Raw genomic sequence first — 25191 nt, forward strand, 5'->3', positions numbered from 1 at the left:
GGCACAGACGAGACCAGTCCGCGCGACGGATCACACGGCGCTGGTCCGCCCTGCACTGCCGTGAGCAGCCGACGAGCCGCAGGTGCACGCAGGTCCAGTGCTGTCCTCGTACTCGTCGTGCAGACGGACCCAGTCCGAGAGGTTGCCACGGCCGGTCTCGTTGCGGCCCTTGGGCGTGAGGTCGAGATAATGATAGGCGCCGATCAGGGGATCGCCGCCGCGCGAGCGAACCTGGAAGGTGCAGAAGATGTCGCCGGCCTCGTCCTTCGTGAACACGGTGAGGCCGGGAAGCTCGTGCGTTCCGCGCCGCAGCGGAGCAAAGTTGTAGATCGCCTGTTCCGTCGCGATTTGCTCGTCGGAGAACGAAACCTGGAAGTCGAAATTGAAGTCGCTGCCCTCCGACGACACCCACTCGAACGCCCAGCCCATGCGCGCCTTGAAGGGGAGAATCTCGGCGAGCGGCGCGCGCGACACGGCGACCAGGCTGACGTCATGATGACGAAGATGCTGGTTGGCGCCGTCGATATGGTCGCAAAGGAAGCTGCAGCCGGGACAACGGTGCGGATCGCCCGGCGCCATCATGAAATGATAGATGATCAGCTGGCTGCGACCCCGAAACAAGCCATCAAGGCTGCAGGGGCCCTCTGAGGCCTCGAACACGTAGTTCTTCTCGACCCGCAGCCAGGGCAACGCCCGACGGGCAGCCGCCAAGGCATCGCGCCGCCTCATGAAGGCCTTTTCCTCGGCCAGGTGGGCACGGTGCGCTTCGGTCCATTCGGCTACGGTCACGATCCGGGGAGCGGCCATGTCGGGATCCTCCATTGTCCGGTCGAAGGACGATCGAGCCACACCCCGTCCGACATCGGTCGTCCGCTTTTCCTCTCTGCCTAAGGTCTGACGGAGGTTGCGGCCATCAGCCCTTGCCCATTGCCGGTTCCGCGGGGCAGCGTCAGACCTTTGGCGCAATCGGCACCGTATTATACCGAATTGCGTGGACGAACTGATCCGACGATTGATCTCGTGAGTTGTGGGATCGTGATGTCAGACGTGTCAAAGACGAACAATAGCCTTTTCAGCGGCAATCGGGCCGATCCGCCGCCATGCCGGAAATGCGGTCAGCCCGCGGGGCCTCTGCTGAGCATCTTGAACCCGCGCACGGGCGACGCGGAGCGCATGTTCAAGTGCGCCGCCTGCGGAGTTCTGAACTGGATGGAACCCGGTCGTTAAACGCGACGGCGATCGGTCGGAGGAACCGATCGACCTTGGCCCCCGAAGCCTGGCGGTGCGGCCGCGCGGGCCGCTCAGCGCGGCCCGTGCATGAAGGCCTGCATCTCCTCCGGCGTCAGCTTGCCGTCCTTGTTGCTGTCCATCGCCTTGAAGATGCGCTCATGCGCCGCCTGGAATTCCTGCAGCGAGATGGTGCCGTCGCTGTCGGTATCGACCAGCGCGAACACCATGCGCATCATGGCCGGCGCCATGGCGCGCCCGCCCATCGTGCCTCGCCCCATCATGCCCGGCATCTGCCCCATCATGCCGCTGCCCATCATTCCACCCATCATTCCGCCCATGGGCGAGCCGCCGCCCGGGGTCATCGAAGGTGTCGTCTGCTGATCCGGCGAGGGCGTCGTCTGCCTCTGCGCCAGCGCTGCGGCCACGCCGCCGGCGAGCAACAAAGCGGAGATCGTAAGTCCCAAGATCGGTCGGCGCATGGAAGCCTCCTCGAATGCGTCATCACGGCGCGACAATCCTGCCTGGCCGCGATCGATCCTATCGCCGCCCTTCACGTTTTCATGCCGTCGGAGGCGCCCCGCACGAGCGTCACCGGCGGCAGGCCGACGATCTCGAAGGTCGACGAGGCGATGTCGATCCCGCTGGCTTCGAACTCGGCCAGGATCTCACGGCTGATGGCGTCCTTGAGGCGGCGCACCGACAAGGCATCGGCCAGGAAGCGCAAGGTCAGCTCGATCCAATTGTCCGTCAGGCGAATGAAGACCACGGGATCGACCTCGGCGCTGCGGACGAAATAACGCGCATGCATCTGCGCCAGCGCCTCGGCGCCGAGACGCGCCTGCGTGGCCGCATGCCGTTCCGCCGCCGCGAGCAGGATCTGCTCGGCCTTGGCCCGATCGGCCCTGTAGCCGATGGGGATGCGGATCTCCTCCCAGATGAAGGGAAAGTCGCGCGTGTAGTTGTAGATCGGCTCGTCGAAGATCTTGTCATTGGTGACGGTGACGATGCGGCCTGTGAACTGGCGGCTGCGCACCCACACCGCGGGCTCCGCCGACTGCACGTCGGGCGGCTCGCCCATCTCCATGATGGTGGTCTGGATGAAGCCGAGCGCGATGACGTCGCCACGCACGCCGCCCATGGTGATGCGGTCGCCGACCGAGAAGGTGCGGCCGCGCAGGATCACGAGATAGCCGGCAATCGAGGTGATCACCTTCTGGAGCGCAAACGCAAGGCCCGCGGTGATCAGCCCCGCCGCCGTGGTCAGCCGCGCCGGATCGTCGAACCAGACTGAGAGGATGCTGAGGATCAGCAGAACGGCGATGGTCAAGCTCGCGGCCTGATGGCTCCAGAACGCGGCGCGCTCATGGTGGCGCTGCAGGAAGAACGAGATCGCAAGCGTGGCGATGCGGCGCAGCAACAGCGCGGCGAGCACCAGCACCACGGTCAGAATGAGCTTCTTGCCGTTCTCGGCGTTGAGGCCGATCAGCGGGACACCAAACAGATCCATGTCGTTCCGGCCTGTTCCTCGCACGTCTGAGCGGAAGACAAGATCTGCCGGCAAGCGGGCGTTCCAACGCGGCGCGCAGCTTGTGCCAGGAACGGCTCAGGACGCACCGAGGTTCGACAGCGAGAACGCAACCAGCAATCCGAGCACGACGAGGCTGCCGGTGACATTCTGGTCGCCTTTCACGGCCTCGGGGATCATGGTGTTCACCACCATGGTCAGCAGCGCGCCGGCGGCGACGGCGTTGACCGCGGCGACGAGTTGCGGCGGCGCGCCGCCGAACGCCGCCGCTCCGATCGCGGAGGCCAGCGCCGAGAGCACGACGATGGCGGCCCACAGGCCGAAGATGTAGCTCCTGCTGCGCCCAGCCGCCTTCATGCCGAGCGCGCTCGACAGCCCCTCCGGCAGGTTCGACAGAAAGATCGCCGCCAGCATCGCAAGGCTGACGCCCTGGCCGGCGAGCAGCCCGAGGCCGAGCACGATGCTTTCGGGAATGCCATCGAGCAGCGAGCCGATGGCGATGACGAGGCCGCCGCCTTGCGCGGCGCTCTGCTGCTCGCCGTCGCCGGACTGCTTGCGATGATGCGCGCCGTTGCGGGAGACGAGCCAGTCGGCCAATGCATAGGCGATCGAGCCTGTGATCGCGCCGCCGACGATCGGCCAGATGCCGCCTTCCTGAAAGCCGTCCTCCAGGAGATCATAGGCGACGGCCGAGATTAGCACCCCGCAGCCGAATGACATGATGCCCGCGGTCGCCCAGCGCGGCAGCTTGACGATGTAAGCCAGTGCCGCGCCGACGAGCAGCGAGGATGCGCCGAGCAGGCCCCAGAGGCCCGCGGACAACCAGACCGGCATGGATTCCGCCTCGGATGGACGCAGATGATGCGAGGAGAACGGCGCGCACCGCGAGGCGTTCCGAAGCAGCCGCTCCCTCCGAAAACACGAGAGCCGCCCGAAGGCGGCTCTGATTGTTCTCGCTGTGACCGAGGTCAGGCCGCAGCGCCCGCCGGCACAACCGCCGCGCGCGGCTTGGCCTGCGCGAGGTGCACCTTCCAGGCCTCCAGCGCGACCACGAAGGAGGTGATCGCCCAGAACACCGGATACTCATAGCCGCCGGTGTTCCAGGTCCAGCCAAAGCCCTTCACGACCTGCAGGGCATAGACGGCGAACAGCAGAAGCGCGGTGGCGCCGAGGGCGGCGAAGCGGGTGCAGATGCCGAGCACCAGAGCGATGCCGGCGGCGCATTCCGAGGCGGCGGCGATCACGACCCACACTTCCGGCGGATGGAAGCCGGCCTTGGCGAAGAAGCCGGCGGTCGCCGCCGACACTGCGCCGGCTGCGAATTTTCCGGCGACGTGTGGAAACAGAAACAATCCGCAAATGATGCGAAGAATGTTCAAGCCATTCGATAAATCAAAATTTTCCGCCTTGATGCGGAAGTCGTCCTTGGTGAGCCACATGACTCATCTCCTTTCCGTTGACGCCAATGTTCCGGAAAGGAGCGCCGCTGCCGTTGCGGCAAATCAAAATCGTCCCGCGTTCCACGCAGGACTGATTTGCAGACGCGCTTAGTTGGCCGCTGCGCGCGGCAAGGTCACGGTAAACGTCGTGCCAACGCCAGCCTCGGATACGAGCGAGATACTGCCGTGCATGCGCCCGACCAGCGACTTCACATGCGCGAGCCCGATGCCCTCGCCCGGCTGGTCGCGCTTGCCGACGCGCTGAAACAGCTCGAACACCCGCGCCTGGTCTTCGGGCCGGATGCCCCGGCCGTTGTCGGCGACGTGAAAGACCACCTCGCGGCCGCGCGCCTCGCCCGAGATCTTGATGCGGCCCGGACGCTCGGGCTCGAGATATTTGACTGCATTGTCGAGCAGGTTGCCGAAGATCTGGCCGACCGCGAGCGGATCGGCCACCAGCGGCGGCAACGGCGCGATGGTGATCACGGCGCCGGCCGTCTCGGTCTGGTGACGGATGGAGTCGGCGAGCTTCTTGACCAGCGCCTCCATCTCGAGCGGCTCGGGGTGCAGCGGCTGCTGGCCGTGGCGCGACACTTTCAGGATGGCGTTGATCAGCCCGTCCATCTTCTGCGTCGCCGCGCGGATGAAGGACAAAGACTCGTCGAAGTCGCGCTCGGCCTGCTGGCGCTGCGGATCGGTCTTCGGCAGACGGCCGGCGTCGAACATCTCGTCGCGCTGGCTCTGCAACTCCTGGGCAAAGCCCATGATGTTGACCAGCGGCGCGCGCAGATCGTGGCTCACGACATGGGCGTAGCGCTTGATCTCCTCATTGGCGACCTCAAGGCTGTCGTTGAGATCGCGCAGCCGCGCTTCGGCCTCCTTGCGCGCGGTGATGTCGATGGCGGTGCCGATCAGGCGCACGCAATGGCCGGTCTGATCGAACAGGCCGCGGCCTTTGGCGGCGAGCCAGCGGATGGCGCCGTCGTTCCTGCCGATGGTGCGGAATTCGACATCATAGAGCGCCCGCTGAGCGGGATCGGCGGCGGCAGCAAAGGCCGCCGTCGTCGGCTCGCGATCCTCGGGATGCAGGCCTTCATAGAAATCGGCGATCGTGACCGGCACGTCATCGGCGACGCCGAACATCGCCCTGACGAGCGGTGGCCAGACCAGCACGTCGGTCGCGGGGTCGTAGTCCCAGAATCCGACCTCGGCGACCTGCGTCGCCAGACGCAGCCGCTCCTCGGCTTCGCGCAGGGCCGACTCGGCGGCGTGGCGCGCGTTGACATCGAGCAGAACGCCGGGGAAGCGCAGCGGCTCGCCGTCGCGCAGCTCGACGCGGCCGTTGGCCTCGATCCAATGATAGCGGCCGTCACGGCGGCGGACGCGATATTGATGCGCGTAGTCGCCGCCGCGCGCGAGGGCGTCCTGGATCGCCGCAGCAAGCCCGGCCTGATCGTCCGGATGCACGGTCATGGTGACCTGCTCCAGGCTGAGGCCTTCGCGGCCGAGCTCCGGATCGAGACCGAAATTGACGGCGAAGTTGTCGTCGATGGTGAAGCGGTTGGCGGGGATGTCCCAGACCCAGGTGCCGATGATGGCGCCGGCCGCGAGCGCGAGCTGCACGCGCTCCGCATCGGCACGGGCCTGCGTCTCACTGTCGCGCAGCGCCTGCTCGGCCTGCATCTGGGCCGACACTTCGGTGTTGACGCCGAACCAGCGCCGGATGCGTCCCGAGGCATCGCGCATCGGCTGGATGCGGGTCAGGAACGGCCGGAAGACGCCGTCGGCGCCGCGCAGCGGAAACGTCATCTCGAACGGCTCGCCGGTGGCAATCGAGGCCTGCCAGCGCTCCATCACGGAAGGAAGCTGCGCGGGGTCATGCACCGATTGCCAGCCCCAACCTTCCATCTGCGCAGGCGTGCTGCCGCAGTATTCGTGCCAGCGGCGATTGTACCAGACGATGTAACCGTCGCCATTGGCGATCCAGCACAGCGTGGGAATGCCGTCCGCGAGCAGCCGGAAATCATGATCCTCGAGATGGCCGGCAGCGAGGTCCCGAAGCGCGTAGTCGACGGAGGTTTGATTGCGCCAGAAGGTACGCCCGAACTCGCGACTGATCATCCATCCCCCTGGCCGGCAGCGACAGTGCCGCCTCATCGCGCACCATCGCATCAAGGCAGGAGCGGACGCATCGACGTAACGGCGGCGTGAGGGCAAAGTTCCCAGGAAGGGAACAAGAATTTTTTGCCCGCGCCGCGGATTCGCCTATGGTGGCCGACGTCGGGCGTGACGCGCGGTCTGCGCAGCATCGCGACACGCACGGCGTTTGGCTTTGATTGCAAAGGTTCGTTTCGCATGGATACCCCGCTGTGGCGCTGGTCGGCCACGCAACTCGCTTCCGCCATCCGCACCAAGAAGATCACCAGCCGCGAGGCCGTGACGGCCTGTCTCGATCGCATCGCCGCGGTCAATCCCGAGCTCAACGCCGTGGTCTCGGTGCAGACCGAGGACGCGCTCGCCGCCGCTGATCTGGCCGACCGCATGGTAGCCGCCGGCACCACGCTCGGGCCGCTGCACGGCGTGCCGGTGACGACCAAGATCAATGTCGACCAGGCGGGCTTGCCGACGACAAACGGCGTCACAGCCTTCAAGGACAACATCGCCAAGGACGACGCCCCCGTCGTCGCCAATCTGCGCAAGGCCGGCGCCGTGATCATCGGTCGCACCAACACGCCGGCGTTCTCGATGCGTTGGTTCACCGACAATGAGCTGCATGGCCGCACGCTCAATCCGTGGCGGCCGGATCGCACGCCCGGCGGCTCGAGCGGCGGCGCGGCGGTGGCCGCCGCCGCCGGCATGTGCGCGATCGCGCATGGCAATGACGGCGGCGGCTCGATCCGCTATCCCGCTTACTGCACCGGCACCGTCGGCCTGCGTCCGTCTTTCGGCCGCATCCCGGCGTTCAACGGCACAACGCCGTCAGAGCGGCAATTGTCGCTGCAGCTGATCTCGGTGCAAGGCGCGATCACGCGCAATGTCGAGGATGCAAGGCTGGCGCTGGCGGCGATGGCCGCGCCCGATCCGCGCGATCCCTGGCATGTCGCGATGCCGCTGGAGGGACCGCGCATCGATCATCCCGGCGTCGCCGTCTGCCTCGACCCCGCCGGCGTCGGCATCGCGCCGGAGGTCGAGGCCGCGGTGCGCAAGGCCGCGGAGATTCTGCGTCGCTCGGGCTATGAGGTGGCCTGGCGCGATCCGCCGGATGTCGCTGCGGCGGCGAAGGCATGGAATGATTTCGCGCAAGGGGAATCGCGCGTGACGCTGGCGGCGCAGGTCGAGCAGCACGGCGATGCGCTCGCGCGGCGCGCCTTCGCGCTGATGATGAACCGCACGCCGGAGCTCGACGTGCCCGGGCTGATCAAGGCGTCGTCGGCGCGCGCGACATATCTGCGGCGCTGGCAGGCGTTCATGCAGGATCATCCGCTGGTGCTGTGTCCCGTCGCGATGGAGACGGCCCTGCCCTATGGCATTGATCTCGAGAGCGATGCCAGCGTCGATCGCCTGTATCGCTCGCACGTCTTCCTGTTCGCGACCGCCTATCTCGGCCTGCCGTCAATCAGCGTGCCGACCGGCGTGCATGAAGGCATTCCGATCGGCGTGCAGATCGTGGGGCCGCGCTTCCGCGAGGACCTCGTGCTGGACGCCGCAGCAGTGATCGAGCACGCCGCTGCGGCGGCTGAGCCGACGCTGTCCTGAGCTGACCGCGCGCGCAGCTCTCGAATGCGGTTCAAGAGCTTCGCGCGCGGGACGGGACGCTTTCGGTCTTGGCGGCGTCGATCGCAGCGGCGAGCTCATCGACGCCGTACGGCTTCGACAGAATGCGCACGCCGGCCTCCCGGGCGGCGTGCACGGCCGTCCCCGAATAGCCGCTGGTCAGGAGAATCGGCATGTCGCCCCGCCGCTTCTGGATCTCGCGCGCGAGCTCGACGCCGTTCATGCCGCCGGGCATCATGACGTCGGAGAAGACGAGATCGACCGTGCGTCCATCGGCCAGCGCGCCGAGCGCGGCCGCAGCACTGGCGGCATGGGTCACCTCATAGCCGAGCTGGCGCAGCATCTCGCTCACCAGTGCGGCCACCTCCGTGTCGTCCTCGACCAGAAGAATTCGCCCCTGATCGCGATGCCGAGCGCTGGCGTGATGAAAGTCGACGAGATGGCGCTGAGACGTCGATGCCGCGTGCGCGGACCTCGGAAGATACAAGGCAATCGTGGTCCCCCGCCCGAGCTCCGACTCGATGCGCACCGTGCCGCGGGACTGCTTGGAGAATCCATAGACCTGGGCGAGACCAAGACCGGAGCCCTTGCCGATATCCTTGGTGGTGAAGAACGGCTCGAACACGCGTAGGCGAACGTCCTCCGACATGCCGGTTCCGCTGTCGATCACCGACAAACGGACAAAGTCGCCTGTGATTTCGTCATCGTGCCAATCGGCAAGGTTCTCGGCCCGCACCAGGATCGTGCCGCCGGTCGGCATCGCGTCACGCGCATTGACGGCGAGATTGAGCACCACGAGTTCGAGCTCGCCGGGATCGACCTCGACCGGCCAGAGCGCATCGGGAAACTCGAACTGCACATGAACGTCGCCACGCAGGCTGCGATCGAGCAACTCGCGCATGCCGCCGATCTGGCGGGCGATGTCGACCGGCTCCGGCCGCAACTCCTGCCGGCGCGAGAACGCGAGCAGCTGCCGCGTCAGGCTGGCGCCGCGCTGCGCCGCCTGGATCATGCCGTCCATCAGGCGCCGCCGCCGCGCCGGATCGGACTGTCGGTCGAGCATGTCGAGGCCGCCGGAGATCACCATCAGCAGATTGTTGAAGTCGTGCGCGACGCCGCCCGTCAGCCGGCCGATCGCCTCGATCTTCTGCGCCTGCCGCAGCGTCTCCTCGACCTGCGCGCGCTCGGCCATCTCGACCCGCAGATGCTCGTTGGATTCGGCGAGCGCGCGCGTCCGCTCCACGACCAGCCGCTCCAGCTCCTGGGCGGCCTGCTCGCGCGCATGGATCAGCGCACGGATCTCGTATTGACGACGCCGCGCTCGCATCGCCGACTGCACCGCGCTCAGCAGCGTGATCGGCTGGATCGGTCGCTCGAGCAGCGAGACGTTGCGCAGCGCTGTCACGAGATCGCGCCGCCAGGCGACGACGGCCGGCTGCTCCCGGTGACTGGTCAGTACGATGAAGGGCAAGTCCGACCAGGGAGGTTGTCGTGCGACCCACTCCTTCAGCGGTGCAGCATCCGTCGCGAACAGGCCCTCCTCGGCAACGACGACCGTGCCGACACCCGCACGCAACTGCACGACGAGGTCGGACAAAGAGGGGCAGACGGCCGTCTCGATGCGCGCGCTGCGAAACAATTCTGCGGAGGCAGGCCCGTCGCGTCCGATCGGGGCGAACACGAGCACACGCTGATCCCCTTCAGTGCTCATCTCGCAGTCCCAGCTCCGGAAGATCGGCTCCGGCAAAGCGCGGATTGCCCGAGAAAATGCCGCTGAATTCCACCAGCGGAGGACCCAGGGTCAAGCCGGCGCTGCTCAAGCGAAACTCCCGGATCGTATGTTCGTGGTATCCGCTGCGCTTCTTGACCACCGAAAGCGCGCGACGCACGGTGCCCGCCACTTCGAAATAGCGCAGCATCAGCACGGCATCGCTGAGATAGCTCATGTCCAGCGGCGTATCCATCGGTCCGACCAGACCGTGTTGTGCGAGCACCAGGATGGTCAGCACGCCCTGCTGGCCAAGATAGCTCAGGAGCTCATGCATCTGCAGGATGAGAAAGCGCTCGTCCGGCATCGCGTTGAGATAGCCGTTGAGACTGTCGATGACGATGACCCGAGCATTGTCATGCTCGACGCTGTGGCGCACAATCGCGCCGAACTCACCCGGAGACAGCTCGGCGGGATCGATCTGCTGAAAGCGGATGAGACCGGACTCCAGGTGCTGATGCAGCGGCAGGCCGAGCGTGCGCGCCCGCGCCTCCACCGTGCCCCGCCCCTCGTCGAAGGCGAAGAACACCACGTGCTCGCCGCGGGCGGCCGCTGCGATCGCGTAGCTCAGCGCCAGCGACGATTTGCCGACGCCTGCCGCCCCAAGGATCAGTGCATTGGTGCCGCGTTCGAGTCCGCCTCCCAGGAGCTGGTCGAGCTGGGCATTGCCGCTCGGGGTGAATTCGCCGAGGAACGACCGGTGATGCTCCGAGGCGACGAGGCGCGGAAAGATCCGCAAGCCACCTTGGGCAATGGTGAAATCATGGAAGCCGCCGCGAAAGGCCATGCCGCGCATCTTGATGACACGCAGCCGCCGGCGCTCGGCACCATATTCGATCGCAAGCTGCTCGAGCACGACGACGCCATGCGCGACCGAATGGAGCTGCAGGTCGTCCTGCGAGGACGAGAGATCATCGAGCAAAATCACCGTGCAGTTGCGCTTGGCGAAGAAGTGCTTCACGGCCAACACCTGGCGGCGATAGCGCAGCGGACTCTGCGCCAGCAGCCGCAGCTCGGACAGGCTGTCGATCACGACCCGGGTGGGATCGATGCGCTCGACCTCCTTGAACATCAGGCCGGTGGTTTCACTGAGCTCCACCTCGGCCGGATGAAACACGGTGAGTTCGCGTTCGGGATCGAGCGTCGTCTCCGGCGGCACCAGCTCGAACACGTCGATCCCCTCGAGCGACCAGCCGTGGCGCTCGGCGACGACCTCGAGCTCCCGCTTGGTCTCGGACAAGGTGATGTAGAGCACGCGCTCGCCGAGGCTCCGGCCCTTGAGAAGGAACTGGAGCGCGATCGTGGTCTTCCCCGTTCCTGGCCGTCCCTCATAGAGATACAGCCGGTTCGGGTCCAGGCCGCCGCCGAGGATGTCATCGAGACCATCGCTTCCGGTGGAAATGCGGGACAGATCCTCGCGACGGTGCGCGCCGCCAGCAAGCTCCTCCGTCATTCAAAGCTCCCTCGTGAATATGGACGAAAACGGCAATGGTCTGCCCGCGCGCAGGCCTCGACCCCCGCCACCGCAACACGAGCCGAGAAGGAACACGGTCCAGCCGCCTTGGGTTCCCGGGGAACCCCGACTCTGACGTCTTGCGGGAGATGGCAGCGGGTCGCGGACGATCGCCCGCGAGGTCAGGCCGACCGTCCGACCGTGTCCGCCATGGTGGCGCCGCGCGTGCCGAGCGGCTTCTCGGGGCCGGTGGTGGTATCGCGCAGCGTCTGGTGCTCCAGCTCGGCGTCGAGTTCCCCGCCGATCAGGATGACGATCGCCGAGATCCAGATCCAGGTCATGAAGCCGATCGCTGCGCCGAGCGAGCCGTAAGTGGCGTTGAAGCTGCCGAAGTTCGCCGCATACCAGGAGAACAGCGCCGAGCCTCCGAGCCACAGCGCCGCGGCAAGCGCGCTGCCCCAGCTGATCCAGCGCCATTTCGGCTCCTCACGATCCGGACCGTAGCGATAGATCAGCGCCAGCCCGAGCGAGACACAGATGAAGATCGCGGGCCAGCGACCGATGCGCAGCAGGAGATCGGCTACATCCGACAGGCCGACATAATGCAGGACGACCGGGACGACGACGATGGCGCCAATGGCGAGGAGGGCAAACAGGATTGCCCCTCCCGTGAACAGCAGCGAAATCGCATTGAGCTTGATGAAGCCGCGCGTCTCCGGCTCGCGATAGACGATATTCAGCGTATCGAACAGCGACTTCATCGCGGCGTTCGCACTCCACAGCGAGATCGCGAGGCTGACGAGAAAGGTCACGCCCAGGGCCTGACTTCCCTTCGCCGAGACGCGCGTGAGCTGATCGCGCGCGATGTCGATCGCGCCGCCCGGCATGAGGCCTTGCAACTGCTCCAGATGTCCGGTGATCTTGGCCGGGTCGGAGAACAGTCCGTAGATGGCGACAAGCGCGGCGAGCGCCGGGAAGATCGCCAGCAGCGTGTAGAACGTCATGCCCGCGGCGAGCGCGACGATCCGATGTTCGGTGACGTTCTCATAGACGCGGACCAGGACATCCTTCCAGCCGCGCGCCGGTATCTCGGAGGGTGACGAGGCCAGCCTGCCGCGACCGTCATCCGCCGCCCCGCTCGCACGGCCGCCGCGTCCGACCTGCTCGGACCGCTGATCGAAATATTGGATCAGGAACGCCAGCCCGAGCAGCGCCAGCATGCCTCCAGTCCCCGGCCCGCGCGCGCGGCCTGCACCGAACCATGACGCCGTCTCCCGACGTGCAGCATCAGACTTTCTGGATCGACCGAACATGGCGAGCATCCGCTGTTGACGGGTGAGCAACATGACGAGTCCGCGAATGTTCCGGCCTCTTCGAGCTGATCAAAAGGGCTACCCAGCCCGATACCGCCAGCGCGCGACGTGGTCTCTGATGAGGTGACGTCTGATAAGGCCGGAGCCGCAAATCGCGCGCCTAGTCATGAACGGGAAACGCCGGCGGCGACACAACAGTTAATGTTGCGCGTGAGGAACGGGCCTGCGCAGCCTCGCGTTGCAACTGAGGTTTTCAACGCAAGGATAAATACATGCGCCGTCTGCTGTTTGCCTCCTTTTCCGCCGCCGCCGTGCTCGCCGGCTTTTCCGCGATCTCGCCTGCTTCCGCCGCACAGGATCGCTTCTGCCTGCAAGGCAGGATGTGGGGCTATCCCGGCAATTGCCAGTTCGCCACCTATCAGCAATGCCAGGCTGCCGCCTCGGGCACCGATGCCGGCTGCGGCATCAACCCCGCCTACGCCTATGCACGCCAGCGCGGCTACTATCCGCGCTATTGACGGGCGAGGGCGGCGACCTGCGACATCGTTGGTTGCCGCCGGACAGACTCATGACGTGAGGTCAGCGGCAGCCTGATTGGCTGCCGCCATTGCCAGATGCTTCTGGGGCTCGCGCGTTTCGACCAAGTGACGCGCCCGACGCCCGCGACCACAGCTCCTTCATTCAAGCGGCAGCTCCATGCTGCACCGCCACGCAGGTCCTCCTCTGCCGTCAATTGGCCCTGACACCAATTGACGCGCGGAACATTGCGCTTCGCCGTCGCTTATACGGCCGAGCGTCTCAAACCGGAGGAGGAAATCATGGACGGACTGATTTATCTGGTGGGCTTGATCGTGGTGATCATGGCCATCCTGTCGTTCTTCGGCCTGCGCTGAGACGACGCCAATGGCCATGGAAACTGCGCCGGTCGCCACGTCGCCCATCGGGCGCGTGGCCACCGATAGCTGGACGCTGCAATGGACTCCGGTCATTGCGGGCGCCCTCACCGCCGCTGCCGTGTCGTCGATCCTCATTAGCTTCGCGATGACGGTCGGGCTCGGCGTCAGCTCGACGGCACCGACCTGGCGCGACGCCTCGGTCGCGCTGTGGCTCCTCTCTGGTCTCTATCTCGTGTTGCAGGCGCTGGTCAGCTTCGGCTGCGGCGGCTACATCGCAGGGCGTGTGCGCGCGCCCTATGGTCCCGCCGACAGCGACGAGACCGAGAAGCGCGACGGCCTGCATGGCGTTGCCGCATGGGCCCTCGCGGTGGTGCTCGGCACGGTGCTGGCGGCGATGATCGCGTCGGCGGCCACGCGGCCGAGCCCGACGAGCACACAGCCGGCCGCCGGCGAACCGTCGGTGCTGAGCTACGAGCTCGATCATCTGTTCCGCGCGCCCAAGCGGGCCCCGAGCCCGGAGCTTGCGCCGGCCCGCGCCGAGGCGGGACGGATTCTGCTCACGGCCTCCAGCCACAACGGCGTCAGCACGGATGATCGCAACTACCTGGTGCAGCTCGTCAGCGGCACCACGGGGCTGACCGGCCCCGACGCCGAGCGACGCGTCGACAGCACCATCGCCAATGCGAAGACGGCCTTGTCGCGCTCGCGGGCGAGCACCACGATCCTCGCTTTCTCGGTTGCGACGGCGCTGCTGCTGGGCGCTGTCGCGGCGTGGATGGGCGCGGAAAGCGGCGGACGTCACCGTGATGGCAAGCCGGTCGGCGGCTGGATGCTGCACGCCAACCGCTTCAACCGGCGGCGCGACCAGTGGCGGCGCCCTGTCTCGATGCCGGAGTGATCGGCTGATCAGCAAGAGCAACGGCCCGGTCTATGACCGGGCCGTTTGCATGTCAGCGACTTGGCAATCGATCGCGGCGGCTCAGGCGAGGTGACGAACCATCCGGCGGGCATCCTCGCCGTAGCCCGTCGCATCATGATCTTGCGCGACGACGACAAAACCCTGCTTCTCCCAGAACGGCACCGAGCCATTGACGGCGACGAGCGACACCGAGGCGAGCTGAAGCCGCCGCGCCTGTTCGACGAGCTGTTCCACGATAGTTGCAGCGGCTCCGCTCCCGCGGGCGGAAGGCAGCAAGGCGAGGTCGTGGACGTAGTAGGTGTTGGCCTCGGGAGGAATGCGCCTGATGAGGCTGTTCAACGATGGCGGTCTACCGCACCAGGGATGACTGATCAGGTAGCCGACACTGTCGGCTGCCGCCGCCAACACGTGGCAACCGTCCGGATACAGAAGCAGGCGCTCGGCGAAGACGGCGGCATCCTCAGGGAAATCCGGGTGTACGCGCGCCGCGATCGCGTCGACCATCGCGAGATCGCCGATCGCCATTGCCCGCCAAACGAGACCGCCGGAAGCCGACCGGAGGTCACCCACCTTGCGCGTCACTCATCTGGCGAGCCTCAGCCAACGTTCGCTGGCCGAGACCGCCGCCGGCCACAGCGCCTCGGTCGGCTGCCCCCGATGCAGCGCCTTGCCAACCTCGCAGATCGACATGAAGGCGGAGGAGCGCGCCTCCTCGGTCTCCAATGGCTGCGCATCGCTCGGGCTACGCACCAGGCCCATGAGGCCGTTCAGCATCTGCAAGGCAGCGTCCGGCGCCGCAGCTTGCGCCGATCGCAACGCGGTCACGACCTGCTCGGCCTTATCCTGCTCAGTCATCGCTCGCCATTCGCTCGACCCTGTTCGGCGAGAAACTATCAGGGCGGCGAAAGCCGGGCAATGTCGATGGCGCAAGGCCGCAAGTTGCGGAAGGATACCGCGAGCTTCTATTGTTTCGCGGTGCCCGGTTCGGCCATCTTGCGATGCTGCTTGGCCAGTGTCTCCGCCGGCATCACATTGGCCACCGTGGTCTGCAGCTTGTTCTTCATGCCCGTCACGACGTCGCTCTCGCCGTCCATCATCGCCTGAAAGCCCTGCCGCGCCACATCGCCGGCATCGTCCTTCTTCTCGGTGCCGACCTTGGTGTCCATCATGTCGGCCCGGCGGAAGAACTCGGTCTCGGTGGCCCCTGGCATCAGGCACGTGACGGTGACTTTGGTGTCCTTCAGCTCCTCGCGCAGCGCGAAGGAGAACGAATTGAGGAAGGACTTGCTGGCGTTGTAGACGGCCTGGAAGCTGCCGGGCGTGAAGCCCGCGATCGATCCGGTGATGAGGATGCGCCCGGCATTGCGGCCGCGCATCTGGTTGCCGACCTTGTGGATCAGCTCCACCGTGCCCATGACGTTGGTGTCGATGAGCCGGCGGATGTCCGCGAGATCCTGATCGAGAAAGGCATGGCCGAGACCACGGCCGGCATTGGCCAGCAGCGCATCGACGGGACGGCCCTTGGCGGCCGCATACAGCTTCTCGACACCTTCGCTGGTCGAGAGGTCGGCCTGCACCGCTTCGACCTTGGCGCCGTCGGCACGCAGTGACGCAGCCGCCTGCTCGATCTCCGGCTCGTCGGCGGCGATCAAGAGATCGAAGCCTTCGTCGGCGCAGCAGCGCGCCAGTTCGAGGCCGATGCCGGTCGATGCGCCGGTGACGATTGCGAATTGGCCCGATGATGCCATGGGAAACTCCTGGAGTGCGCGTGAGCTGGTGATCTCGGCCAATCGCAGCGGGTGCTGATCGTTCCTGAAAAGACGGGCGCCGCGCGCATCCGCGTGAATGGAACCAATGAACCTCTCTTCGCTTGGAGGCGCGATCTCATTCTAACCCAAGGTGCTCCTCCGCTCATGCCGCCTGCTCATTCGAACTGGATCGCCGCCGCCAAGCTCGGCCTGGTCAGCAGCACCTTCTCGACCATCGTCAGCCAGCTTGCAGCAGCCCAGCTCGGCCGCGACGCCGCGGTGGACTGGATGACGGTCGCGGCGATCCCGCTGCGCGACGGCATCATCGGGGCGGAGCCGTCCTGGGGAGCGATCATCGGCGGCATCGCGTTCCATCAATGGGCCGATTTCTCCTGGGCGCTGGTGTTCTTCGGACTGTTCGGGCGCTGGACGGCAGATTTGCGGCCACTCGCCATTCTCGCGGTGGCGCTGCCCTGGGCGGTGTTCACGTCGGCGTCGGAGTGGTTCGTACTGGTGCCGCTGTTTCCGTTCTTTCAGCCGATCTTCACGCTGCAGCAGCCTTATTGGATCGGCCTCTTGGTGCACGCCTCCTCGGCCGTGATGTACCCGTTGTTCGTCTGGCTGCGCTTTCCGTTTGCGACGGCGCCGCACACCAGCGACGTCAATGTCGCCAGAGCCTGGGCGGTCGGCGGCGTCGCTATCGTTGCGGTGCTCGGCAGCGTCGCAGCGCTGGGCACGCTCGGTCATCAGCTGCCGTGGATGGGGACAGATCGCGCCGGCGATCAGGACTACATGCGCCACATGAGCGCGCATCATCGGCAGGGCATCACGCTGGCGCGGCTCGGCGCTGACAGAGCACAGGATCCTGAGCTCAAGGCGCTGGCGCGCCTGATGGTCGCAAGCCAGGAGGGGGAGAACCGCATTTTCGATGCGTGGTGGCAGAGCTGGTTCGACACGGCGATGCCGGCCTGCTCGACACAGGAGCTCGGCGAGATGCCCGGCTATCTCAGTGACGCACAGCTTGACGAGATCAGCAACGCGAAACCGGATCAGTTCGATGCGACCTTCGTGCGCCTGATGAGCCTGCACCACGCCGGCGCGGTGCGAATGGCGGACCGTGAATGGCAGGGTCGCGGCGACATGCGCCTGCGCATCATGGCGCACGCCATCCGGCATCAGCAGCAGGGCGAGATCGCCCTCATGAACAAGGTCTCAGGCCTCGATGCGGTGCGGCAGGCGGTGCCCAACATGTTCGCCGACAACGTCAACCGGGCAGACGCCGGAACCCGATAGGAACCGATCCCCCGGCGAAGGATTGTACGTTCCGTTTTTGATGGATCTCACCATGCGGATCGTCGTGAGTTTAGTCTGCATCGTGACGCTGTGCGGATGTCAGCGAGAGGAACGGCAGCTGCGGCTCGACCCCGCGTCGGCCGCCGCGCTGGACAAGATTGCCCTGATGCCGAACAAGATCGGCGGCGCGCCGCCGCAGATCTATTTCGCGCTCGATCAGCCCTATGAGACCAACGCCTACGATCTGAGCCAGGGCAAGCGGCTCTACACCTGGTTCGGCTGCAAGGCGTGTCATGGCGACGGCCAGGGCGGCATCGGTCCATCTTTCCTCGACGGCTGGTGGTACTACGGACCGGAGACGGTCTCGATCTTCGCCTCGATCCGCGATGGCCGGCCGCACGGCATGCCGGCGTTCAAGGACAAGATGACGACCGAGCAGATCTGGCAGCTCGCGGGTTATGTGCAGACCATCGGCGCCTATTCGGCAAGGACCGCCGCGCCGTCGCGCAATGACGACAAGCAGACGCGGCCGGCGGAGAACCGCGCGCCGGCGGCGATCCTCTTCAACGAAGGACCGACGCCTGTTCATCCCGACCAGGGACCCCAGCCGTGACGCGCCGCATCGGACCAGCGCTGGCGATGCTGTCGCTGCTGCTGCTCGGCGGCTGCAGCAACTGGCAATCGGCGCTCGACGCCCGCGGCGCATCGGCCATCAGTCTCAAGCATCTCATCGTCCTGATCGTCGCCGTGTGCTCGGTGGTCTGGGCGTTGGTGATGATCGCGATGATCTATGCGTTGTGGCGACGCCGCGCGGCGTGGCGGGCGCCGCTCGACCTGCGCGCGCCGCGCGAGCGACGGATCGGATGGATTGTGAGCATCTGCGTCGGATTGACGGCGGTCATCATCGTCGGCTTCACCGTCGCGAGCTTCTTCACCACGCGCAACATCAGCGTCGCCGGGCAGGACGATCTCACCATCCGCATCGGCGGATTGCAGTGGTGGTGGAGTGTCGAATATCTCGCCCCCGATCCGGCGAGAGGCATCGTCAGCGCCAACGAGATTCACATTCCAACGGGGCGCAATGTGCGCCTGCTGCTGCAGGGCGACGATGTCATCCATTCGTTCTGGGTGCCGAGCCTCGCCGGCAAGCAGGACCTCATTCCCGGACGCACCAACGAGATCACCATCCGGGCCGACCGGCCGGGCACCTATCGCGGCCAGTGCGCCGAGTTCTGCGGCCTGCAGCATGCGCATATGGGCTTTCTCGTGATGGCCGACACGCCGGAGGATTTTGCGAGATGGATTGCGACACAACGCACGACGGCCGCGAGCACCAATGATGACGAAGAGATCGCCGCCGGCCGCGACACCTTCATGCGTAAGCCCTGCGCCGGCTGCCACGCGATCCGCGGCACGCAGGCGACGGGCACCAGCGGTCCCGATCTCACCCATGTCGGCAGCCGCGCTTTCATCGCGGCAGGCCTGCTGCCGACCTCGCGCGGCGCGCTAGCCGCCTGGATCGCCGATCCGCAGACGCTCAAGCCCGGCAACAACATGCCGCTGGTGTCGCTGACGCCCGATGAGCTGCGCGCCGTATCGGCCTATCTCGCGAGCCTGAAATGACTGACACGATCACCCGCGCTCAGATCCTGGACAGGGAGCTTGAACGTCCCAAGCTCACCAGCCAGCTCGCGGAGACCTGGAAAACCCAGGGCGGGCTGTGGGGCGCATTGTCAACTGTCGACCACAAGATCATCGGCCGCCGCTACATCACAACGGCCTTCGTGTTTCTGCTGCTCGGCGGCGTGCTGGCGATGCTGATGCGGCTGCAGCTCGCGGGCCCCGAAGGGCGGCTGATCGGTCCCGACCGCTACAATCAGATCTTCACGATGCATGGCGCGAACATGATGTTCCTGTTCGCGGTGCCGGTGATGGAGGCGATGGGCGTGTATCTGGTGCCGCTGATGGTCGGCACGCGCAACATCGCGTTCCCCCGGTTGAATGCGTTCTCGTACTGGATGTTCCTGGCGGGCGGCCTCGTGCTGTGGATCTCGTTCGCGCTGGACATGGGAACTGATGTCGGCTGGTTCGCCTATGTGCCGCTGTCGGGGCCGCAATACGCGCCGGGCAAGCGCGCCGACATCTGGGCGCAGATGATCACCTTCACGGAGGTCGCAGCGCTCGCGGTCGCGGTCGAGATCGTCGTCACCGTGTTCAAGCAGCGCGCACCCGGCATGTCGCTCGACCGCATCCCGCTGTTCGTCTGGGCGATGCTGGTGACGTCCTTCATCGTGATCATGGCCATGCCGGCGATCATGGTCGCCAGCACCAGCCTCATCCTCGACCGGCTCGTCGGCACGCATTTCTTCAATCCGGCCGAAGGCGGCGACGTGCTGCTGTGGCAGCATCTGTTCTGGTTCTTCGGCCACCCCGAGGTCTACATCATCTTCATTCCCGCGGTCGGCATGGTCTCGACGCTGGTCGCGACGTTCTCGCGTCGACCGGTGTTCGGCTATCTCCCGCTGGTGGTCGCGCTGATCGGCACGGGCATCCTCGCCTTCGGGCTGTGGGTGCACCACATGTTCACGACCGGGCTGCCGCGGCTCGGCGAGAGCTTCTTCACCGCGTCCAGCATGGCGATCGCCATTCCCTCCGGCGTCCAGATCTTCTGCTGGATCGCGACCTTGTGGGACGGCCGGCCGGTGTTCAAGACGCCCTTGCTGTTCGTGATCGGCTTCATCGTCACCTTCGTCATCGGCGGCCTCACCGGCGTGATGGTCGCTTCCGTGCCGTTCGACACCCAGGTGCACGACACTTACTTTGTGGTCGCGCATTTCCACTACGTGCTGATCGGCGGCGCCGTGTTTCCGCTGCTCGGGGCGGTGTACTACTGGTTTCCGAAATTCACCGGGCGGATGATGAGCGAGCGGCTCGGCCGCTGGGCCTTCTGGCTGATCTTCACGGGCTTCCACGCCACCTTCTTTCCGATGCACATCCTCGGCCTCGAGGGCATGCCGCGGCGGGTCTACACCTACCAGCCCGACCTGCCCTGGCACGGGCTCAATCTGTTCGCCAGCGCCAGCGCGATCATTCTCGCCGCAGGCTTTCTCGTCTTCTTCGTCGACGTCGTCATGAGCGCCCGCTCCGGCAATCTCGCCGGTGACAATCCCTGGGACGCGCCGACATTGGAATGGGCGACGTCCTCGCCGCCGCCGTCCTACAACTTCGCCCACATCCCTGTCGTCAGCAGCGCCAACCCGCTGTGGGAGCAGCCGGGCGCACTCAACGTCGCCAATGGCCTGCACACCGACCGGCGCGAGGTGCTGGTCACGACCATCACGACGGCCGAGCCGCAGGCACGGGAATCCTCGCCGCAGAACTGCATCTGGCCGCTGTGGACGGCCATCGCCACCAGCGCGATGCTGATCTGGTCGATCTTCTCGCCTTGGGCCGTGGTGTGGGGCTCGATCCCGATCGCGGTCACCTTGATCTGCTGGTTCTGGCCCAAGGGGACGCCGGAGGACGAGGCATGAAGGAGCGCGTGGTCCTCGACCTGTCGAAGCTGCCGCTGCACGCGCTCGGGCCGGCCAGCGTGACCTGGTGGGGCACGCTCGGCTTCATGCTGATCGAGGGCACCGGCTTTGCGTTGGTCATCGCGGTCTATCTCTATCTGATGAGCCTCGCGCCGATCTGGCCACTGAATGCGCGACCGCCGGATCTGCTGGCGGGCACGCTGATGACGGTCGTGCTGGTCGCGAGCGTCGTACCTAACGTGATGCTGTCGCGCTGGGCCGAGCACCAGGATCTGCGCAAGGTCCGCATCGGCATGGTCGTGATGTCCGTGCTCGGCGTCGTGCCGCTGATCATTCGCGTCTTCGAGTTTGCAGCGCTCAACGTCAAATGGGACAGCAACGCCTATGGCTCGGTGGTCTGGACCCTGCTCGGCCTGCACACCACGCACATCATCACCGATCTCATCGACACGCTGGTGCTGACCGCGCTGATGTTCTCGCGGCACGGCGACAATCTGCGTCGCTATGGCGATGTCCAGGACAACGCGATGTATTGGAACTTTGTCGTGGCAGCGTGGCTTCCGATCTATGGCTGCATCTATTGGCTGGCGCGGATATGACGGCACCAACAACCACGGCAAAGTTGACCGCCTGGGCCGGCCTCGTGATCGGCGGGCTTGCATGGGCTGCCAACACCCAGCTCGGCGAGATGCTCCCGACCACCGACTGCATCAGCACGATCAGCCCATCACCCATCGTCTCGGCAGCGCTGCTCGTCGTGGTGCTCGCCGCCGCCGGTCTGTCATGGTGGCTCGACGGCAAGCCCTCGGCACAAGCCGACCGGACGCTGCCTTTCGCGTCACGATTGAGCGCACTGACCGCGCTCATGTTCGCTTTCGCATTGCTGCTGCAGGCGATCGCCTCCCTGGTGCTGAGCGGATGCGAGCGCTGATCCTCCTTGCGGTGATGCTGCTTGCGCCCGGCGGCGCCGCGTGGGCGCATGGCGGCGCGGCCGATGGCGAGGTCGCATCTTGGACATTCGATCCCTGGATCGTGACACCTCTGCTCATCACCGGCCTGCTCTATGCGGCAGGCAGCGTGAGGCTGGTGCGCCGTGTCCATCGCCTCAATTCGGTTCGCGCCGGCGCGTTCTGGAGCGGCTGGCTCACGCTCGCCGCGACGCTGACCTCGCCGCTGCATTGGCTCGGCGAGCACCTCTTCACCTTCCACATGATCGAGCACGAGATCCTGATGGCGATCTCTGCGCCGTTGATCGTTGCAGCCCGGCCGCTCGGAACGATGCTGTGGGCGCTGCCCCGCGGCATCAGGCGATGGAGCGGCCGGACGTTGAACCTTCCTATGCCGCGCGGCGCATGGTCCTGGCTCGTGCGCGGCGGCAACGCCACCCTGCTCCACGGTCTCGCGATCTGGGTCTGGCACGTTCCGTTGCTGTTCGACGCGGCCGTCGATCAGGTCGCGCTGCACCGGCTGCAGCATCTGAGCTTCTTCGGCTCCGCCGTGCTGTTCTGGTGGGCCGTGCTGTGCCGGAGCCAGGCGGGCGCCGCGGCGTGGCACGTAGTGATCACGATGCTCCACACCAGCGTGCTCGGCGCGCTGATGGCGCTGGCGCCGCGCGTGCTCTACAGCGCCCAGACCGCCAGCTCGGCCGCGTGGGGACTGACGCCGCTCGAGGACCAGCAACTGGCCGGGCTGATCATGTGGGTGCCCGCGGGCACCATCTATGCCGGGGCAGCGCTCGTGCTCATCGTGCTGTGGATCAAGTCATCCAGCAAGAAAGCGAGGTCCTCCGATGTCCTCCATGCTGTCTAGACCGGTGCTGATCGGCGCGGCCGTCGTCATCGTGCTCGCCGCCATGGCCGGTCCCGCCGCGATGGCCTGGTCGTCGCGCCAGCAGAGCGAGCGCACCGCCCGCGCGATGACCGGCGGAGATCCAGACCATGCCCCCGAGCTGATGCGGCGCTATGGTTGCGCCGGATGCCATACCATCGCCGGCATCACCGGCGCGGACGGACAGGTCGGACCGCCGCTGACCGGCCTGCGCCAGCGCGTCTATATCGGCGGCGTTGCCAACAACTCGGCCGACAATCTGGTGCAATGGATCGTCTCGCCGCGAACCTTCTCGCCGCGCACCGCAATGCCTGCCACGGGGATCACCGAAGCTGAGGCGCGCGACGTCGCGGCCTACCTCTATTCGCGCTGAGCATCATGGCTTCGGTGTCGGCCGCGCCGGAAGCGCCTTGATGTAGGCCGCGATGGCATCGCGATCGTCCTGCGGCAGCTGCGACGTGTTGATGACGACATCGGCCATCGACGATCCGACGCGGCCATGATCCGGCGTGTTGCCGGTTTTCAGCATCTCGGCAATCTCGCCTTGCGACCAATGCCCGATCCGCGCCGGCGTGATGTTGGGATAGAAGCCGGTGCCGACGGGATCCTGTCCGCCGGCGAACCGCGTCTTGTCCTTGACGCCGCCGAACAGGTCGCGCGACGAGTGGCATTCATCGCAATGCCCAAGCGCTTCGACCAGATAGCGGCCGCGATTCCATTGCGGGTCATGCGCCGGATCCGGCTTGATCTCACCGGGCCTGAAATAAAGCAGTTTCCAGAAGCCGACGAAGCGGCGGATCTGGAACAGCGGATCGAGCTCATGCGGCGGCGCCCGCCCATGCACGGCGGGCAAGGTGCGCAGATAGGCCATCAGGTCGACCACATCGGCCACGCTCATATGCGCAAAGCTCGCATAGGGAAACACCGGATAGTAATGGCTGCCGTTCGGCGACATCCCGCTCAGGAGCGCGTTGCCGAGATCCTTGACCGTCCAGGCGCCGATTCCGTCGACCGGGTCGCTCGAGATGTTCGGCGCGCGAAAGGTGCCGTAGGGCGAGGCCAGCGCGATGCCGCCGCCGAGCTTGAGCCGGTCCGACTGCCCCGGTGAGGCGTGACAGGATGAGCAGTCACCGGCGACGAACACCAGCTGACCACGCTTGGGATCACCCGCCTGATCATAGAGGCTGGTAGCGTCCGCTGACATCGCAGGCCTCGGCGCGGTGATCAACCACGTTACAGCCGCGCCCAACACGATCGCGCCGAGCGCTGCCGCCGACAACCAGATCCACAGCCGCTTCCATCGCCGCGTCAATGCGCTTCACTCCCAGAACGGACGCGAGCGCAAACGCCATCGCGACGGCGAATGTTCCTATGCGAGGAACACGCGCGGGCTACGGGAACCATAGGAACTATTCGACCTGCCGATGTTGAATCGGGTTGCAGGTTGGAATGGGCCGTCGGCAATGCGACGGCTGATGAGGATGATGCCGGATGCAGGCAGGTTTTGCGTTCACGAAGCTGGCGGATCGCCTGACGAGCCTGCTGGAGTTGTCGAGCGACGATCTTGAACTCCTGGCCCAGATGCCGAGCTCGATCCGCAGCTTCGCCCCGCATGAGGACGTCTGGCGCAAGGGCGACGAACCGTCGACCTGCTGCCTGCTTCTGCAGGGCTATCTCTGCTGGAAGGACACCGATGCCGGCGCGGGCCAGATCACGGCAATCTATGTTCCAGGCGACGTCCCCGACCTCTACACCATCATCGTCCCGCGCGTTGCGGCGCAGCTCAACGCGCTGAGCCCGGTCGTCGCGGCGTTCGTGCCGCATGCCTTCTTGCGCGAGGCCCGGGCGCGCTCCGCACGGCTGGCGCGAGCCCTCTCGCTGCTGACACTCGCCGATGCGGCCACGCTGCGGACCTGGTTGACCAATCTCGGCAGCCGAGACTCGTTGAGCAGGGTTGCGCATCTGATCTGCGAAATAACCGTTCGCCTGCGCGCCGTCGGCCTCGGGCGAGACCTGCGTTTCCCCTCGCCGTTCACGCAATCGGATCTCGCAGCGATCTGCGGCATCTCGCCGGTGCACGCCAATCGGACGATTCAGGACCTCCGCCGCCGAGAGCTGCTGCACTGGCATTCCCGGACGATCACCGTCACCGATTGGGACGGGCTGACCCAGCTAGCCGGCTTTCGTCCGGACTATCTGATGCTGCGCCAGCCGCCGACGCTGGAGTCGCACGCCACGGAGCAGCGGGGCGCAGGTTCTCCGCTTGAATCCTCGGCGCAGAGCTGATCGCAGCGACTCGGTCACGAAGCGATTGCCCGACCTCGGCCACGACGCCGGCCCAGTCTCCCGGAGACTGCTGGTGAAACAGCCGCGCCCGCGGATACCAATAGGTTCGGCATGCGCCAGCGGGCCAGCGCCAGTCGCAATCGGCGTGCAGCATGATCCAGGTTTCGCAGCCGAGTGCGCCCGCCAG

The 25191-nt window shown here is 66.1% G+C and carries 26 protein-coding genes; 13 read left to right on the plus strand and 13 right to left on the minus strand.

Going from position 1 to position 25191, the window contains the following annotated elements; genetic code table 11:
• Positions 1-30: 30 nt before the first annotated feature.
• The 6 genes from BRAD285_RS23150 to BRAD285_RS23175 all read right to left on the minus strand — a co-directional run bounded on the left by BRAD285_RS23150 (position 31) and on the right by BRAD285_RS23175 (position 6315).
• Positions 31-807, minus strand: coding sequence for a thioredoxin family protein (locus BRAD285_RS23150; protein WP_006610766.1), 777 nt, complete (start codon positions 805-807; stop codon positions 31-33).
• Positions 808-1301: 494 nt separating this feature from the next.
• A complete protein-coding gene (locus BRAD285_RS23155; protein ID WP_006610765.1) occupies positions 1302-1709 on the minus strand; it encodes an EF-hand domain-containing protein in 408 nt (135 codons plus the stop codon).
• Between the two features lie 71 nt (positions 1710-1780).
• The gene (locus tag BRAD285_RS23160; protein WP_035645423.1) at positions 1781-2737 is read right to left on the minus strand and encodes a mechanosensitive ion channel family protein; all 957 of its coding nucleotides are present in this window, start codon (positions 2735-2737) and stop codon (positions 1781-1783) included.
• 96 nt (positions 2738-2833) lie between these two features.
• Complete coding sequence (locus BRAD285_RS23165) at positions 2834-3589, minus strand: ZIP family metal transporter (protein WP_006610763.1); 756 nt, start codon at positions 3587-3589, stop codon at positions 2834-2836.
• Between the two features lie 134 nt (positions 3590-3723).
• On the minus strand, positions 3724-4194 hold the full coding sequence (locus BRAD285_RS23170) for a DoxX family protein (protein ID WP_006610762.1): 471 nt from the start codon (positions 4192-4194) through the stop codon (positions 3724-3726).
• Positions 4195-4302: 108 nt separating this feature from the next.
• Positions 4303-6315 carry a PAS domain-containing protein gene (locus BRAD285_RS23175; protein WP_006610761.1) on the minus strand — a complete coding sequence of 671 codons (2013 nt, stop codon included), beginning with the start codon at positions 6313-6315 and terminating at the stop codon, positions 4303-4305.
• Between the two features lie 234 nt (positions 6316-6549).
• Here BRAD285_RS23175 and BRAD285_RS23180 point away from each other — a divergent pair, with 234 nt between their 5' ends.
• Positions 6550-7950 (plus strand): amidase, encoded by a 1401-nt coding sequence (locus BRAD285_RS23180; RefSeq protein ID WP_035645420.1) that lies wholly within the window; start codon positions 6550-6552, stop codon positions 7948-7950.
• A 31-nt stretch (positions 7951-7981) separates the two neighbouring features.
• Here BRAD285_RS23180 and BRAD285_RS23185 read toward each other — a convergent pair whose 3' ends face one another.
• From BRAD285_RS23185 to BRAD285_RS23195, 3 genes are all read right to left on the minus strand, one after another.
• Positions 7982-9679: a response regulator gene (locus BRAD285_RS23185; protein ID WP_006610759.1), complete on the minus strand. Its 1698-nt coding sequence runs from the start codon at positions 9677-9679 to the stop codon at positions 7982-7984.
• Entirely contained in the window at positions 9669-11189 is a 1521-nt protein-coding gene (locus tag BRAD285_RS23190; protein ID WP_006610758.1) for an ATPase domain-containing protein, read from the minus strand. Before BRAD285_RS23190 ends, BRAD285_RS23185 begins: the two co-directional genes overlap by 11 nt.
• A gap of 182 nt (positions 11190-11371) precedes the next feature.
• On the minus strand, positions 11372-12409 hold the full coding sequence (locus BRAD285_RS23195; RefSeq protein WP_035645418.1) for a YihY/virulence factor BrkB family protein: 1038 nt from the start codon (positions 12407-12409) through the stop codon (positions 11372-11374).
• Positions 12410-12774: 365 nt separating this feature from the next.
• On the opposite strand from BRAD285_RS23195, the gene BRAD285_RS23200 reads away from it, so the two are divergent.
• The 3 genes from BRAD285_RS23200 to BRAD285_RS23205 all read left to right on the plus strand — a co-directional run bounded on the left by BRAD285_RS23200 (position 12775) and on the right by BRAD285_RS23205 (position 14296).
• Positions 12775-13020, plus strand: a complete 246-nt coding sequence (locus BRAD285_RS23200) for a DUF3551 domain-containing protein (protein WP_006610756.1) — start codon at positions 12775-12777, stop codon at positions 13018-13020.
• 246 nt (positions 13021-13266) lie between these two features.
• Positions 13267-13395 (plus strand): hypothetical protein, encoded by a 129-nt coding sequence (locus BRAD285_RS36535; RefSeq protein ID WP_006610755.1) that lies wholly within the window; start codon positions 13267-13269, stop codon positions 13393-13395.
• 10 nt (positions 13396-13405) lie between these two features.
• Positions 13406-14296 (plus strand): hypothetical protein, encoded by an 891-nt coding sequence (locus tag BRAD285_RS23205; RefSeq protein WP_035645415.1) that lies wholly within the window; start codon positions 13406-13408, stop codon positions 14294-14296.
• An 81-nt stretch (positions 14297-14377) separates the two neighbouring features.
• On the opposite strand, the gene BRAD285_RS23210 is transcribed toward BRAD285_RS23205, so the two are convergent.
• The 3 genes from BRAD285_RS23210 to BRAD285_RS23220 all read right to left on the minus strand — a co-directional run bounded on the left by BRAD285_RS23210 (position 14378) and on the right by BRAD285_RS23220 (position 16065).
• On the minus strand, positions 14378-14842 hold the full coding sequence (locus tag BRAD285_RS23210; protein WP_050886801.1) for a GNAT family N-acetyltransferase: 465 nt from the start codon (positions 14840-14842) through the stop codon (positions 14378-14380).
• Positions 14843-14899: 57 nt separating this feature from the next.
• On the minus strand, positions 14900-15172 hold the full coding sequence (locus BRAD285_RS23215) for a hypothetical protein (RefSeq protein WP_006610752.1): 273 nt from the start codon (positions 15170-15172) through the stop codon (positions 14900-14902).
• 107 nt (positions 15173-15279) lie between these two features.
• Positions 15280-16065: an SDR family oxidoreductase gene (locus BRAD285_RS23220; protein WP_006610751.1), complete on the minus strand. Its 786-nt coding sequence runs from the start codon at positions 16063-16065 to the stop codon at positions 15280-15282.
• 165 nt (positions 16066-16230) lie between these two features.
• On the opposite strand from BRAD285_RS23220, the gene BRAD285_RS23225 reads away from it, so the two are divergent.
• From BRAD285_RS23225 to BRAD285_RS23260, 8 genes are read left to right on the plus strand one after another with little or no spacing between them, the layout of a single operon-like run.
• Positions 16231-17358 (plus strand): DUF305 domain-containing protein, encoded by a 1128-nt coding sequence (locus BRAD285_RS23225; RefSeq protein WP_006610750.1) that lies wholly within the window; start codon positions 16231-16233, stop codon positions 17356-17358.
• Between the two features lie 52 nt (positions 17359-17410).
• Positions 17411-17971 carry a cytochrome c gene (locus BRAD285_RS23230; protein ID WP_006610749.1) on the plus strand — a complete coding sequence of 187 codons (561 nt, stop codon included), beginning with the start codon at positions 17411-17413 and terminating at the stop codon, positions 17969-17971.
• Complete coding sequence (gene coxB / locus BRAD285_RS23235; RefSeq protein ID WP_006610748.1) at positions 17968-18981, plus strand: cytochrome c oxidase subunit II; 1014 nt, start codon at positions 17968-17970, stop codon at positions 18979-18981. The genes BRAD285_RS23230 and coxB overlap by 4 nt, the downstream gene beginning before the upstream one ends.
• Positions 18978-20891 (plus strand): cytochrome c oxidase subunit I, encoded by a 1914-nt coding sequence (ctaD, locus tag BRAD285_RS23240; protein ID WP_006610747.1) that lies wholly within the window; start codon positions 18978-18980, stop codon positions 20889-20891. The genes coxB and ctaD overlap by 4 nt, the downstream gene beginning before the upstream one ends.
• Complete coding sequence (locus tag BRAD285_RS23245) at positions 20888-21490, plus strand: cytochrome c oxidase subunit 3 (RefSeq protein ID WP_006610746.1); 603 nt, start codon at positions 20888-20890, stop codon at positions 21488-21490. The genes ctaD and BRAD285_RS23245 overlap by 4 nt, the downstream gene beginning before the upstream one ends.
• On the plus strand, positions 21487-21822 hold the full coding sequence (locus BRAD285_RS23250) for a hypothetical protein (protein ID WP_006610745.1): 336 nt from the start codon (positions 21487-21489) through the stop codon (positions 21820-21822). Before BRAD285_RS23245 ends, BRAD285_RS23250 begins: the two co-directional genes overlap by 4 nt.
• Positions 21810-22700 (plus strand): cytochrome c oxidase assembly protein, encoded by an 891-nt coding sequence (locus BRAD285_RS23255; RefSeq protein WP_006610744.1) that lies wholly within the window; start codon positions 21810-21812, stop codon positions 22698-22700. The genes BRAD285_RS23250 and BRAD285_RS23255 overlap by 13 nt, the downstream gene beginning before the upstream one ends.
• A 43-nt stretch (positions 22701-22743) precedes the next feature.
• Positions 22744-23091 (plus strand): cytochrome c family protein, encoded by a 348-nt coding sequence (locus BRAD285_RS23260; RefSeq protein ID WP_371507726.1) that lies wholly within the window; start codon positions 22744-22746, stop codon positions 23089-23091.
• A gap of 3 nt (positions 23092-23094) precedes the next feature.
• On the opposite strand, the gene BRAD285_RS23265 is transcribed toward BRAD285_RS23260, so the two are convergent.
• Positions 23095-23922 (minus strand): cytochrome c, encoded by an 828-nt coding sequence (locus BRAD285_RS23265; protein ID WP_244422126.1) that lies wholly within the window; start codon positions 23920-23922, stop codon positions 23095-23097.
• 287 nt (positions 23923-24209) lie between these two features.
• Between BRAD285_RS23265 and BRAD285_RS23270 the strand changes: the two genes are divergently transcribed.
• Positions 24210-25004, plus strand: coding sequence for a Crp/Fnr family transcriptional regulator (locus tag BRAD285_RS23270; RefSeq protein WP_006610741.1), 795 nt, complete (start codon positions 24210-24212; stop codon positions 25002-25004).
• The last annotated feature ends 187 nt before the right edge of the window (positions 25005-25191 follow it).

The organism is Bradyrhizobium sp. ORS 285 (genome assembly GCF_900176205.1).
Classification (GTDB): domain Bacteria; phylum Pseudomonadota; class Alphaproteobacteria; order Rhizobiales; family Xanthobacteraceae; genus Bradyrhizobium.